This is a genomic window from Leadbettera azotonutricia ZAS-9 (assembly GCF_000214355.1).
Lineage (GTDB): Bacteria > Spirochaetota > Spirochaetia > Treponematales > Breznakiellaceae > Leadbettera > Leadbettera azotonutricia.
Map to the genome: position 1 here is coordinate 2,287,132 of NC_015577.1, position 13,358 is coordinate 2,300,489.

Annotated in this window: 14 protein-coding genes and 1 tRNA gene; 12 read left to right on the forward strand and 3 right to left on the reverse strand. The window is 50.3% G+C overall.

Annotated elements, in window-relative coordinates; all coding sequences use genetic code 11:
• Positions 1 to 55: 55 nt before the first annotated feature.
• Genes TREAZ_RS10000 through TREAZ_RS10015 form a run of 4 tightly spaced genes read left to right on the forward strand, consistent with a single transcriptional unit; the run spans position 56 to position 4,973 of the window.
• Positions 56 to 946: an ABC transporter permease gene (locus TREAZ_RS10000; protein ID WP_201764766.1), complete on the forward strand. Its 891-nt coding sequence runs from the start codon at positions 56 to 58 to the stop codon at positions 944 to 946.
• Positions 947 to 958: 12 nt separating this feature from the next.
• Entirely contained in the window at positions 959 to 1,879 is a 921-nt protein-coding gene (locus TREAZ_RS10005; RefSeq protein ID WP_015711730.1) for a carbohydrate ABC transporter permease, read from the forward strand.
• 25 nt (positions 1,880 to 1,904) lie between these two features.
• Positions 1,905 to 3,476, forward strand: coding sequence for an extracellular solute-binding protein (locus TREAZ_RS10010; RefSeq protein ID WP_015711731.1), 1,572 nt, complete (start codon positions 1,905 to 1,907; stop codon positions 3,474 to 3,476).
• Between the two features lie 51 nt (positions 3,477 to 3,527).
• On the forward strand, positions 3,528 to 4,973 hold the full coding sequence (locus TREAZ_RS10015) for an endo-1,4-beta-xylanase (RefSeq protein ID WP_201764767.1): 1,446 nt from the start codon (positions 3,528 to 3,530) through the stop codon (positions 4,971 to 4,973).
• Between the two features lie 52 nt (positions 4,974 to 5,025).
• Here TREAZ_RS10015 and TREAZ_RS18460 read toward each other — a convergent pair whose 3' ends face one another.
• Positions 5,026 to 5,217 carry a hypothetical protein gene (locus tag TREAZ_RS18460; protein ID WP_245535015.1) on the reverse strand — a complete coding sequence of 64 codons (192 nt, stop codon included), beginning with the start codon at positions 5,215 to 5,217 and terminating at the stop codon, positions 5,026 to 5,028.
• Here TREAZ_RS18460 and TREAZ_RS10020 point away from each other — a divergent pair.
• The 7 genes from TREAZ_RS10020 to TREAZ_RS10050 all read left to right on the forward strand — a co-directional run bounded on the left by TREAZ_RS10020 (position 5,208) and on the right by TREAZ_RS10050 (position 11,415).
• Positions 5,208 to 6,134, forward strand: coding sequence for a zinc-binding dehydrogenase (locus TREAZ_RS10020; RefSeq protein ID WP_245535016.1), 927 nt, complete (start codon positions 5,208 to 5,210; stop codon positions 6,132 to 6,134). The two genes, TREAZ_RS18460 and TREAZ_RS10020, sit on opposite strands and share 10 nt — an antisense overlap.
• A 24-nt stretch (positions 6,135 to 6,158) precedes the next feature.
• Positions 6,159 to 7,154: a dihydroxyacetone kinase subunit DhaK gene (locus TREAZ_RS10025; RefSeq protein ID WP_015711733.1), complete on the forward strand. Its 996-nt coding sequence runs from the start codon at positions 6,159 to 6,161 to the stop codon at positions 7,152 to 7,154.
• A 9-nt stretch (positions 7,155 to 7,163) separates the two neighbouring features.
• Positions 7,164 to 7,808 (forward strand): dihydroxyacetone kinase subunit DhaL, encoded by a 645-nt coding sequence (gene dhaL / locus TREAZ_RS10030; RefSeq protein WP_015711734.1) that lies wholly within the window; start codon positions 7,164 to 7,166, stop codon positions 7,806 to 7,808.
• 2 nt (positions 7,809 to 7,810) lie between these two features.
• Positions 7,811 to 8,269, forward strand: coding sequence for a ribose 5-phosphate isomerase B (gene rpiB, locus TREAZ_RS10035; RefSeq protein ID WP_015711735.1), 459 nt, complete (start codon positions 7,811 to 7,813; stop codon positions 8,267 to 8,269).
• 105 nt (positions 8,270 to 8,374) lie between these two features.
• Complete coding sequence (locus TREAZ_RS10040) at positions 8,375 to 9,625, forward strand: extracellular solute-binding protein (RefSeq protein ID WP_015711736.1); 1,251 nt, start codon at positions 8,375 to 8,377, stop codon at positions 9,623 to 9,625.
• A 10-nt stretch (positions 9,626 to 9,635) separates the two neighbouring features.
• Positions 9,636 to 10,574 (forward strand): carbohydrate ABC transporter permease, encoded by a 939-nt coding sequence (locus tag TREAZ_RS10045; protein WP_015711737.1) that lies wholly within the window; start codon positions 9,636 to 9,638, stop codon positions 10,572 to 10,574.
• A 1-nt stretch (position 10,575) separates the two neighbouring features.
• Positions 10,576 to 11,415 carry a carbohydrate ABC transporter permease gene (locus TREAZ_RS10050; RefSeq protein ID WP_015711738.1) on the forward strand — a complete coding sequence of 280 codons (840 nt, stop codon included), beginning with the start codon at positions 10,576 to 10,578 and terminating at the stop codon, positions 11,413 to 11,415.
• Between the two features lie 58 nt (positions 11,416 to 11,473).
• On the opposite strand, the gene TREAZ_RS10055 is transcribed toward TREAZ_RS10050, so the two are convergent.
• Positions 11,474 to 11,546, reverse strand: a tRNA-Phe gene (locus TREAZ_RS10055).
• Between the two features lie 191 nt (positions 11,547 to 11,737).
• Here TREAZ_RS10055 and TREAZ_RS10060 point away from each other — a divergent pair.
• Positions 11,738 to 12,760 (forward strand): hypothetical protein, encoded by a 1,023-nt coding sequence (locus TREAZ_RS10060; protein WP_015711739.1) that lies wholly within the window; start codon positions 11,738 to 11,740, stop codon positions 12,758 to 12,760.
• 18 nt (positions 12,761 to 12,778) lie between these two features.
• Here the strand turns inward: TREAZ_RS10060 and TREAZ_RS10065 are convergent, their stop codons facing one another.
• Positions 12,779 to 13,357: a hypothetical protein gene (locus TREAZ_RS10065; protein ID WP_015711740.1), complete on the reverse strand. Its 579-nt coding sequence runs from the start codon at positions 13,355 to 13,357 to the stop codon at positions 12,779 to 12,781.
• Between the last annotated feature and the right edge of the window lies 1 nt (position 13,358).

A 13,358-nucleotide genomic window follows, 5' to 3' on the forward strand; every position in this document is an offset into this window, starting at 1 on the left:
CAAAACCTTTCCTTTTTTAACAAACAATGATATAATTCCAGGACTGGGGGTTGAGGTGAAGAAGCAGAACGACTGGCAGCTTTGGGTACTTCTACTGCCCGCGCTTTTATATTTCTTCGTGTTCTGCTATCTGCCGATGTACGGCATACAGATCGCCTTCCGGGATTATAAAGCGGTCTTTGGGATTTTGGGCAGCAAATGGGTAGGGCTAAAGAATTTTTCCGATTTTTTCAGTACTTACTATTTTGCGCGCCTTTTGGGTAATACCTTCCTGCTCAATATTTTCGGTCTCCTGTGGGGTTTCCCCATACCCATTATTCTTGCGATTTCTTTAAATCAGATTGAACATCCGCTATATAAAAAATTGGTCCAGACTTCAATCTACATTCCTCATTTCATTTCCACTGTGGTTATGGTTGGCATGCTATACCTCTTTTTATCCCCCTCAAACGGTATATTCAATAAATTCATTGGGATGGCCGGAGGTGCGCCAATTTATTTTATGGCTGAACCGGGCTGGTTCCGTACGCTATTCATAGGTTCAGATATCTGGCAACATGCCGGATGGAGCACGATCCTCTATATTGCAACCCTGACGGGCATCGATCCCGAACTATATGAGGCCGCCACGGTAGACGGCGCAACCAAAGGGCAAAAGATATGGCATATTGACATACCCCATCTTATGCCCATTGCGGTGATGATGCTTATATTAAGCTGCGGCAGCCTGCTGATATCCAACACCGACAAGGCGCTGCTGATGAAAACCGCTGCCAACAGCGCCAGGTCTGATATAATCGGCGTATATGTATATGAGATGGGCCTTGGAAAGGCACAGTTTTCGTACACGGCGGCTATAGGTTTGTTCACCAATGTGATTAATTTTATTACGATTATGATCGTCAATTCGGTGTCCAAAAAGCTCAACGAAACGAGTCTGTTCTAAGGGAGGGCTGATATGGCCGCAAGGGGCGTACAGGTCAATAAGGCCAATACTGATAAAGTTTTTGACCGTATAAATCTCATCTTTTGGGTTATCGTTCTTGTTGCGATTTTATATCCGCTCTGGCTCATCATTGTGGCGAGTGTATCCGAGCCGGATGCGGTCATGATGGGGAAAGCCCTTTTATGGCCTGTAGGATTTTCATGGACCGGCTATCAGGCAGTGTTTCAGCACAAGCAACTAATAAGCTCCTATGCCAATTCTATCTTTTATACTGTATCCGGTTCCGCGATAAGTGTGGCTGTCACCATGATGGCGGCCTATGCCCTCACCCGGAAGTTCAAGGGGAAGAAAGGGGTTAACCTTTATATCATTATTACCATGTTCTTTTCAGGCGGGCTTATCCCCCAGTTTTTGATGAACCGTACCCTCGGCCTTTACAATACAGTGCTCATCATGATTATCATAAACGGCGTTTCAGTCTGGAACCTGATGGTAGCACGGACGTATATTTCTTCTGCCGTGCCAAATGAACTGTATGAGGCAGCTGCAATAGACGGGGCGGATCATTTCATATATTTCTTCCGCATCGTGCTACCCCTTTCGGGTACTATTATCGCTGTGTTGGCCGTATACTATGGCGTTGCACGATGGAACGACTATTTCACTGCCCTGGTTTATATACGTGACCGGGCCAAGCTGCCTCTGCAAACCATACTGCGGGAGGTCATCGCCACCCTGACTACGAGCACATCGGATGCGGATTTTTTCAGCGCCTATGCTAACGATTCCCATGCAATTTCTGAAGCTATACGCAGAGCCCAGGTGGCGAAATATTGCTGCATTGTGGTTTCTACAGTGCCGACTGTGGCGCTGTATATGCTTATGCAGAAGTACTTTGTCAAGGGTGTATTAATTGGTTCGCTCAAGGGCTGACCGTGATTTTTTTGAAGGAGAAAGAATGAAAGTACAGTACAAACAGGCGGCAGCGGCAGGAATCATGCTACTGCTTGCAGCCCTCGGCGGGTGCAAAAAGAACGAGGCGTCGGCTTCAGGATCTGGACAGATTAATCTTCGTGTTTTCCAGTACGAAGTGGAAAATCAGCAAATGGACTTCCCGAATCTCTGGTTCTTTCAGGAACTTGAAAAAAAGACGGGGGTTCATATTGAGTGGGAGCCGGTCAAAGATGGCGACTGGACCACGCGGCTTAATCTTATGTTCGCTTCGATGGATTTGCCGGATATCATACGCACCGGGGATGTGGATATTGAGGAATATGGCGTTACCCAGGGCTTGCTGGTGGCTCTTAACGATTATCTTGAACCGAATATGCCTAACTATTACAGCCGGTTGTTTATGAACGAGGCCAATAAGGCAATGCCCGCTTCCGATGGCAAGATGTACTGGATTGGGGGCCTTATCGCTCAAAATATAAACCATGACGGAAGCCATTACATAAACAAAGCATGGCTGGACAAGCTTGGCCTTGCGGTCCCAAAGACCATTGACGAGCTGACCGATGTCCTCAAGGCATTCCGCGACAGGGACCCGAACGGCAACGGATTAAAAGATGAAATCCCTTTCTCTGCAGGTGATCTGATTCATCAGACCCAGGGCCTTTACACCCATTTCGCAAATTTCGGCGTCCCCCTGCAGCGTTATGTGTACGCTGTCATCCAGGAAAACAGCAAGCTTGTCTTCCCTGGCAACATGGATGGGTTCCGGCCAGCCCTCGAATGGCTTGCCATGTGTTACCGCGAGGGCCTTTTGGACATGGAGTCCATCACCCAGGATTCCAATGCCTGGGGTATCAAGATGAATGCTGGGCTGGTAGGGTACACAACTTATCTCAGGCTTATCAATACAGCCCTCAGCCCCGATATCGCGGCGCAGTACGAATCAATATTGCCCCCAGCAGGCAAGTACGGGGTATCAGTCCCGAGGCTGCTGGAGGTCCCGAATGTGGATGCCGTTTTGACGACCGCCAATAAACATATTCCTGAATCCTTAAAATGGCTGGATGCCCAGTTTGAAACCGAAACGATGATGATTGCATACAACGGCCCCATTCAGCCGGGTGGGCCAATAGATCCGACAATGAAAATAAACAATCAGGGGAAATATGAAATTCTCTATGTGCCTGAGAACAATTTATTGTATAAATATGTACCGGTTTATCACGCCATGTTCTTCGCCCCCGGGGATTATTATTTCAACATATTTGAAATGCCTCCCCACCGGGTAGAACGCTTCAATTCCAGCAAACAATATGCGGATGCGGGTGTGCTTGAGCCAGGTTCATTCACCATACTCAACAACCTTATCAAACCCAGTGCTGAAGATTCCCTTGAAATTACCCGGCTTTATAATGAAATTGATAAATTGATGCAGGAATCCATTGCAAATTTTATCAGAAGCGGTATAACTGATGCAGGCTGGCTGGAATTCTTGAATTCCGGTAAATCTATAGGTGTTGACAGATATGTCGCGCTTCTTCAAAAAGCGTACGATGCCTATCTGACAGCGAAGTAAAGCCATATGAAACAAATTCATGTAAGGCTGGATGATGCAGGTGGTATTCCAATGGCAAGGCCGATTTTGGAGTCTGTATATGCAAGCGATCTCGAATTCGAACCCGATGAGCGCCGCCAGCGCATTTTGCCTGATGGAACGGTAGAGCTTACGGTGACCCATGAACCTTATATGATACATGCCAAAATTTATTTGCCCTTATACGGCAATATTTGGATCATGGCTGATAATGAAGGCTTAGGGTATACAGGTGATTTTGTCGATTTTGTTTCAGAAGCTTGCCATACCTATATCCGAGAGGCGGAAAAACACGGAGAAAATATTACCCTTTCTCCCGAGGCACACAGCCACCTGGCTGCGGCAAAGGAGTTTACCCATCTTGCAGACCGGGGGAAGAGCACTGCCGAAAACCGGCTCTATGCCCTTTCCCATGCGGTTTACGCTGCAGAAGCAGCCCTGTTTGAAGCGTCGTGTCAAAGGGTATATGCGAACCCCAGGGACAATCTGCTCCTGGGCTGCAACTTTTTTAAATATACATCTTCTGATGCACGATACGCAAAATTTTTCGCCGATGCTTTTGATTTTGCCACCCTTCCCTTCTATCCGGGGCGGACAGTACCGGAAAAAGGCAAATATACCTACGAATATATTGATCTAGCCCTGGAATACCTGCAAAGCAAAAACATCAAACCCAAAGGGCATCCGATATGGTTCGGTCACGAGAGTGTGAACCCAAAATGGCTTTTCGGCCAACCTTTTGAAACCTTGCAGAAAAACGCCAGGGAAATCGCGTTGCATCATGTTAAGGCTTACAAGGGCAGGATCAAGGTCTGGGATGCCATGAACGAAGCCCATGACTGGGCTAATTGCTTTACACTTACTCAACCTCAGTTAGTCGAATTGACCCGTACCTGCTGTGACGCACTCCACGAAGTAGACAGTTCTGCCATTGCGGTAGTGAACGTGTGCCTGCCCTTTGCAGAATATGTTGCGGGACGTTATGTGTGTTACGGTTCCCTTCCGGAAAAGCTCCACTCACCTCTGACCTATTTCCGCGCGATTCTTGATGCAGGGGTGCAATTCGATGTAACCGGCATTCAGCTTTACTTCCCGGCCCGCGATATGGTTGCAGTAGATCGCATGCTTTCAGTTTTTGCTTCTCTTGGAAAGCCGGTGCATATTACTGAAATGGGGGTTAACGGCGACATACGCGGACATGCCTCCCAGAGCGGTTCATCCTGGACACAGCTTTCCATGTCCGAAGGAGTTTGGCATGGGGGATGGAATGAGCATACCCAGGCCGACTGGCTGGAGCAATTCTATACGATTGCGGCTGCCCGCCCTGAAATACAAGCCCTGACCTGGTGGGATTTTATCGAGCCATCGTTTTCAGGAAACGGCGCTTTTCTTTACGAAGATGAAAACCCCAGAGAAATGTACTTCAGGTTGTTGGCGCTTAAGGACAGAATCATTAAAAAGCGATATGGCACTGTTTAAAATTCCAATTCCCATATAATCCATCATTGTAAAATAATTTATTTTCCTGGTATTATATCATAGTATCGCAGAATGGAGGCAAAGCATGGGTAATTATCCAAAAACAATGAAGGCCCTGGTGGCGTATGGCAAAACCGACTACCGCTATGAGAGTGCATACCCGACGCCGGAGTGCGGGGATGATGATATCATCATCAAGGTTGAGGGTTGCGGGATTTGCGCGGGGGATGTGAAATGCCAGCATGGGGCGGCTATGTTCTGGGGGATGAAATTCAGCCCTCGTGGGTTAAGCCGCCTTTCATCCCGGGGCACGAATTTTTGGGCCATGTGGTCGAAATGGGCAGGAATGTCAAAGGCTATGAAATCGGGGACAGGCTTACGGCCGATCAGATTGTGCCCTGCGGGGAGTGTCGGTTCTGCAAAAGCGGAAGGTACTGGATGTGTCAGCCCCATGGCATGCACGGGTTCCATGCGGAATTTAACGGCGGTATGGCTGAATATGTGCGGTACACGAAAAACGCCATTGTCCACAAGGTGCCCAAGGATTTGCCCCTTGAGAAGGCCCTCCTGATTGAGCCCTATGGCTGTTCAAAGCATGCGGTGGACCGGGCCAATATCCAGTGTACCGATGTGGTCGTTATCTCCGGCGCGGGCACACTAGGGCTTGGCATGGTGACTTATGCGGCCCTCAAAAACGCGAAAGCCCTCGTTTCCCTTGATATGGCGGATGACCGCCTTGAAAAGGCAAAGGCCTTCGGAGCGACCCATGCATTCAACCCTTCCAAGGTCGATGTGAACGCGGAGATCATGAAAATGACAGACGGCTACGGCTGCGATATCTATATCGAAGCTACGGGCCATACTTCGAGCGTTATACAGGGGCTGGGCTTAATCAGAAAACTGGGCACCTTCGTGGAATTCAGCGTTTTCAGCGGCCCCACGAATGTGGACTGGTCAATAATCGGCGACAGGAAAGAGCTGGACATTCTCGGTTCCCATTTAAGCCCCTATTGCTTCCCCTATGTCATCGATGGCATCAGCAAGGGGGCTCTGAAGACCGACGGACTCATAAGGACTACCTTCAAACTTGAAGAATGGGAAAAGGCCTATGACTATGCATCGGGCAAATACGGCGATTTAAAGGTCGCGTTCATTCCATAAGCGAGCAATTAAAGGGAGAAAAACATGCAGCGTATTTTAAACGATCCGGACAATGTTGTTGACGAAATGCTCAAAGGCTTTGTCAAAGTGCATAGCGATATTGTTGCCCCCACGGATAACCCCAGGGTTATAAAACGGGCTGTGATCCCGGCAGGAAAGGTCGGGGTGGCAACCGGCGGCGGCAGCGGCCATAAACCTGCCTTTATCGGCTACATCGGGGAAAATCTCTGCGATGCGGCTGCTGTGGGCGAGATATGCACTTCCCCGACAGCAGCGGCCTTTCTCGATGCCTTTAAGGCTGCGGATCAGGGGAAGGGGGTTGCCTGTTTGTACGGCAACTATTCCGGCGACAATATGAATGTCAAAATGGCCATCAAGATGGCAAAGAAGGAAGGGCTTGAAGTCAAGACCGTGGTTGCCAATGACGATGTGGCTTCGGCCCCCAAAGACCAGGCAGAAAAACGCCGGGGCGTGGCCGGGGAGGTCCTGATGTGGAAAGCCGGGGGCGCCAAAGCTGCCGCCGGCGGGAGCCTTGACGAGGTGATTGCCGCCGCACAGAAGGCCATCGACCATACCCGGAGCGTCGGCATAGGCCTTACACCCTGTACCCTGCCGGCAGTAGGGCATCCCAATTTCGAGATCAAGCCCGGCACAATGGAAGTCGGCATAGGCCACCATGGCGAGCCGGGCATAGAGGTATGTCCTTTGGAATCCGCCGCCAAAATGGCAGAGCGTATGGTGAATGTGGTGCTGCCCGATTATCCCTTTGTTTCCGGAGATGAGGTGGTTGTACTGGTATCGGGCCTTGGGGCTACCCCGGTCATGGAACTCTATGTTCTCTATGACGAGATAGAAAAGCTCATCAGCGGGAAGGGGATCAAAATTCACCGTGCCTATGTGGGCAATTACTTTACTTCCCTGGAAATGATGGGCGCAACCCTGACTGTCATGAAGCTGGACGATGAACTCAAAAAGCTGGTAGACATGCCCTGTTACAGCATGGGCATCAAGCAAAACTAGGGGGATGTTTTGAGGGGCATAAAAAACTCGGATGGAAAACCAATACTCTTGAAGATGGTTGCTGCAATACAGAAGAACAAGGATTATCTTGGAGAAGTGGACGGCCTCATTGGGGACGGCGATCACGGCATGAACATGAACAAAGGATTCTCCATGTTCGCGGCGCAAATCGCGGATAAAGATATCGGTTTTGCCGATGGCCTTGACGAATTGGGGACCCTGCTGTTTTCCAAGATTGGCGGTTCCATGGGCCCCATCTACGGCGCTGTATTCACCGGCATGGCCGAAGCCGGGGAGGATCTTGAGGACATCGACGCCGTCGGCTTTGCAGCGATGATAGACGCAGGGTTGAATGGGCTGCGGGATATTGTCGAGGCCCAGGTGGGGGATAAAACCCTGATAGATACCCTGGCGCCTGCAAACGAAGCCCTGCAGCAGGCGGTCAAAGAAGGGAAAGATCTTGCAGAGGCGTTGAATGCGATGAAAGCCGCCGCAGAAAAAGGCAGGGATTCCACCAGGGATTTAGCTGCCAAGTTTGGGCGTTCCAGCCGTTTGGGCGAGAGATCCCGGGGCGTTTTGGATGCAGGGGCGGTCTCATGCTGCATCATTTTAGGTTCAATGGCTGATGGCATTCTGGAACAGGCAGGAGCATAATAATGAAGACAATAGCAATAGGCTGCGATAATGCGGCGGTGCCCATGAAGGCAATGCTGGTTAAATTTCTTGAATCCAAAGGGATACAGGTTGAAAACATGGGCTGCGACAGTGCCGATGATCCTGCCAATTACCCCAGTGTAGCCAAACGGGTCTGCGAAAGCATTATTGCCAGCGGGTACGAAAAGCGGGGCATACTGGTGTGCGGCACCGGCATTGGCATGTGCATGACTGCCAACAAATTCAAAGGCATCAGGGCGGCGGTTTGCCATGACAATTTTTCAGCAGAGCGATCCATACTCAGCAACAACGCGAATGTGCTTTGCATGGGCGAACGGGTGATAGGCCATGAGCTGGCGAAAAAAATAACCGGCGAATGGATAAGCCTGGAATTCAAGGATGGCCCCTCGACCCCAAAGGTGCAGGAGATAATCAATATCGAAGCAGCAAATATGAAATAGCCTCCTTTTTTTGGCAAAAGATAAAAATTTGCCTTTTTTCCTTGTTTTCTTTCTCCAAATTCTTTATAGTATCACTATAACTTATCTCTAAATGGAGGAGAAAAAATGAAGAAGACAATTTTAAGCATAAGCGCTATCGCGCTTATGGCAGCATTGGCATTGCCCTTGTTCGCCGCAGGCGGCAAGGACGCCGGAGCTTCCGGCAAGACAGTGCTCACCATGGGTTCATGGCGGACCGACGATGTGTCCCAAATGAACAAACTTTTGGCTGAATATCAAAAGATAAAGCCCAATGTGGAAATCCAGTTCCGTCCCACCAACCCCCCGGATTACAATGCCACCCTGCGTTTGCAGCTTGACGGCGGCACTGGGCCGGATCTGATGTATGCCCGTTCCTATGCCCCTGGGCAGGAACTCTTTAAGGCCGGCTATTTCGCGGACTGTACGGACATTCCCGGGGTAACCGCGAATTTTAGCGCTTCCAACCGGGCGCCCTGGCAGACACCCGACGGGAAAATGTTCGCTGTCCCTTTTGCTGCGGTATCCCATGCGGTGTACTACAATAAGACCATTTTCCAGAAGGAAGGACTCAAGATTCCCCAGACCTGGGAAGAGTTCCTCTCCCTCAACGCAACCCTGTTATCCAAGGGCTATACACCCTTGGCAAACGGCGTGGCGGACGAATGGGACATCCTGGAATGCTTCTACCTGGGCCTGGTCCCCAACTATATTGGCGGCGCTTCCGAGCGGATCCAGTATGAATCAGGGGCAAAGAAGCTGAACGACGCCAACTTTGTCGCCTCCTTCCAGGCTTTGGCTGATGTAGCCAAGTACCTGCCCAAGGGCTTTGAGTCGGTTACCTATAACGATTCACAGGTCCTTTTCAATACCCAACAGGCGATTATGTTCATGGACGGTTCCTGGACAGCCGGGGTCTATGCGGGCGCAAGCTTTGATTGGGGCCTCTTCGCCCTCCCCGCCCCCCAGGGCAAAAAAACTGCCATCACCTTCCATCCTGACATGGCAATTACCTATAATAAGGCAACCAAGCATCCCCAGGAATGCAAGGATTTCCTGGCATGGCTCGCCTCCAAAGAAGGGGCCACCACTGCCTCGGAGAACCTTCCCGTGGGCTACTTCCCCATGATCAGCTTCGCCATCCAATTGTCGGACCCCCATGCCAACGAATTCCTGGCCCTGAATAACGGCAAGGAAACTGATGCCCGCTTTGTGTGGCCCAAATTCCTGGATCTCTACGCCCCCATGAATCAAGCGGTCATTCAGGTACTCAAGGGGGAAATTACTCCCCGCCAGGCAGCGGACAAAATGGAAACTACCGCCGCCGCCCTTCGCTAAAGGAGCAGATATGGCTTTAGAACACCGGATCGGATTAAACAGGAAGGGATCAAAAATCCCAACTGGGGCAACATGGATTCCCTATCTTGTTCCGGCCCTGGTGTTCTATATTCTGTTCATGGCCTGGCCTTTGTTGGATTCCCTGCGGCTCAGCCTCTATACAGGCTCCGCAGGGAACGGCCGCAGTTTCGTTGGTTTTGAAAATTTCAAGCGCCTTTTTACAGTGGAGCAATTTTCCGAGCGATACTGGGGGGCTTTTGGCCATACCTTTTATTTCTTTTTTATTCACCTCTTGGTGCAGAACTGCCTGGGGATACTCTTTGCGACCCTGCTCACAAATAAAACCATGCAAGGCCGGGTATTTTACCAGACCGTGATTTTCATTCCGGTTACTATGGCCGTGCTCGTCACCGGCTATCTCTGGAAGCTCCTGCTCAATCCCGTATGGAGCGGCCCGTTCATGAAAAGCCTTGGCCTGGACTTCCTGGTCCGCCCCTGGCTGGGCGACCGGGCCACTGCCCTGACCAGCATATCCCTGGTGTCTTGCTGGCAATGGATGGGCATCCCTACCATGATGTTCGTGGCAGCTCTGCGGAATATCAGCAACGATCTGCTGGAAGCGGCCAATATTGAAGGCGCCAATCCAAGGCAGGTTTTCTGGCGCATCAAGCTGCCCCTGATCAAACCGGTAGTCGGGATGATCGCCATACTCACCTTCGTGAATAATTTTAATGCCTTTGACGTGGTCTTCGCCATGGAAACTGCAAATGGCGCGCCTAATTATTCCACAGACCTCATAGGTACCCTCTTCTACAGGGTGGGCATTGCGGGCCAGCATCCTGTGGGCATTCCCGATTCGGGCCTTGGGGCTGCTATCGCAACCGTCACCTTTTTCGTGCTCTGCCTTGGGGTAATACCCACCCTGCGGGCAACCCAGGGGAGGGAGTAAGATGGCTCAAGGCTCAATCAAACGGCAAAACCGCAACATTGTTTCCCATATAATTCTGATCATCTATTCGTTGATAGTGATCTTCCCCCTTTGGGTGATGATAATCAATTCTTTTAAAGATCGGCTCTCTATTTACCAGAACCCCTTCATGCTCCCCAAAAAATGGAACATATCCAATTATGGCGATGTTTTGAGGGATGGGGATTTTCTGGTTTATTTCCGCAATAGTTTTGTAGTAGTAATACTGTCACTGGCCATTCTTTTGATTGTGGGCGCCCTGGCAAGCTATGCCCTGGCGAACTGGCGCGGCAAGTGGTCCCGGATCATTTACTTTTTCTGCATTGCCGGCATGATGCTGCCCATCAAGATCGCATCCATCAGGCTCCTTGAACTGGTCCGTATCCTGGGCCTTTTGAACACCATCTGGTCCCTCGTCCCCATATATGTCGCCATGGGAATCCCGATTGCCATTTTCATCCTCACCGAATTCATACGCCAGGTTCCCTGGGAACTAACCGAAGCAGGCATCATCGACGGCGCAAGCCGCTTCCAGGTTTTCTCCCGGATTATCTCTCCCCTGCTCCGCCCTGCCCTGGCAACAGTGGCAATCTACAACCTGGTCCCCTTTTGGAACGACCTCTGGTTCCCCCTGATCTTCATCAGCGACGATCAGGCAAAAACAGTCCTGCTGGGGGTTACCCGCCTCTTTGGCCAATACCAGACCGACTGGTCAAAGGTGTTGGCAGTCCTCACCCTTTCCGCCATCCCGGTAATTGCCCTCTATTTGGCGATGAGCAAACAGTTCATCCAGGGGCTTACTGCAGGCGCGGTCAAGGGATAGTCCTCAGACGATCTTAAGAAGAGAAATATACGGCAACGGCTTGAAACATCATGCACTTTGCCACCTCGGAGAATTGAACTCCAGACACGCAGATTTTCAGTCTGCTGCTCTACCAACTGAGCTAAGGTGGCGAAAAACTTACTCAACCAACAACCCTGTGACCACGAATAAATTACAACAAAAAACATCAAAATGTCAAGGGTTTTCCGTTATTTTGCCGTTATTTTTGCCGAGGGAAAGCTAAAAAAAAGTGCAGGTTAATACTGAAAAATTTGCATTTATGCGGTATAGTATAAGCAGATACTAACAACAGGAGCGCAAAATGCACAAGAAAGGAAAGATATTCATAATTGCGGTGTTTTTCACCCTATGTACCGCTCTTTCAACCTATTCACAAACCCAGTTGGCGGATTTGCAGAAGAGCGTGGAAGATTTTTCGGATTCTATGGCTAAATCCCTGCCCTTCAATTCAACATTGGGGCTCAACTGGTCGGATGCCTATATAGGCAAGCTTTTTCCCAGCCTCCCACCCCATTTTGGGGTAGGCGGATCTTTTGGGTTTACCACCCTGGACATGCCTTCCCTTGAAAAAGTCGCAGGGCTTTTAGGCTACGATATCCCTTTCGGCACGAGCAGCATGCTCTTCCCTGCCTATGCGGCGGAAGCCAGGATTGGGGGGTTTTTCCTTCCCTTTGATATCGGGGTTAAATTCGGCATGCTCCCGAAGGTGGGCCTATGGGGCAGCTCGACCAAAATGGACTATCTCCTGACAGGGGCTGAATTCCGCTATGCAGTGCTGGACGGAAAGAGCAAAAAATTGCTGCCCAATATTTCCGTAGGTTTGGGATTCGATTACCTTAGAGGCGGTATTTCCTCGGAAGTGGGAAGCGATACTACCATTGAATTTGGAGGACACGGGCTGGTTCTGGAAAAGCCGGAAGTCAGCCTGCTCTGGGATACCTTGAACCTCGATTTCAAAGTGCAAATTTCCAAAAATATCCTTATCGTCACCCCCTACCTGGGATTCGGCGCCAGCTATGCCTGGTCCAAGGCAGGCTATCAGGTGGATACTAAAGCATCCTATTATGATCATATTGATGATCTAAGTACTCTTCAGCCTATTGATAAGGGCGCGGTTAATGGCTTCCTTAATGCCAATGGCCTTGAGAGCATGGATTTCGACGGGGACACGATTTCTTCCATGATCAAAATCAAAGGGTTCAGCGCCAGGGTTTTCGGGGGTTTGTCTTTTGATCTTATGGTGCTCCATCTGGATTTTACAGGGATGTATAATTTCCTGGATTCCAACTGGGGCGCCAGCCTGGGGTTCAGGGTGCAGCTCTAAGGCTGTTTGCCAGGGCTGTCATTCAAGGGGTTTCCTCTCAAGGAGGGCCATTGCCAGTTCCGCCTCTGATATGCTGATCCCAAGCTTGGAAGCTATCAGGGGCGCCGAGAAGCCTGCTAGGGACAAATCCCGCACCTGCTCCCCGATGGGGCGGGGCTCAGCCTCTATCTGCTTCTCCGCCTGGGCAAAACGGGGTGGCTCGGCAGCGGGTAGCGGGATTGCCTCGGCTGCCGGGACAGTTTGAGGCGGCACAGGCAGATCTGAATCGGCCGCCTTCCCGTTCCTTTGCATTCTTAAGCCTAAAGCCTGGTAAGCCTTCCCGCTATTCTCGTGGCGATCCAGCTCGCGGGCATAGACTTTTAAGCGCCTGTCTGCATCGTCGAGCAGCGCCTGAAGGCTTTTTTCGCGGTCTTCCAGGAGGGTTATGTCCCGGTCAGTAATTTCATTTATCCGGAAGAGAATGCTGTCTACTTCATCCTGGATTTCGCCAAGAATAGAGTCGCGGCTGGTTCTGCGTTTGATGTAAAAATGGCAATAAAAAAAAGTGAAAACGCACAAAATGAGGCAGCAAATAGCTGCAAGGTAAGGCCACGGCATA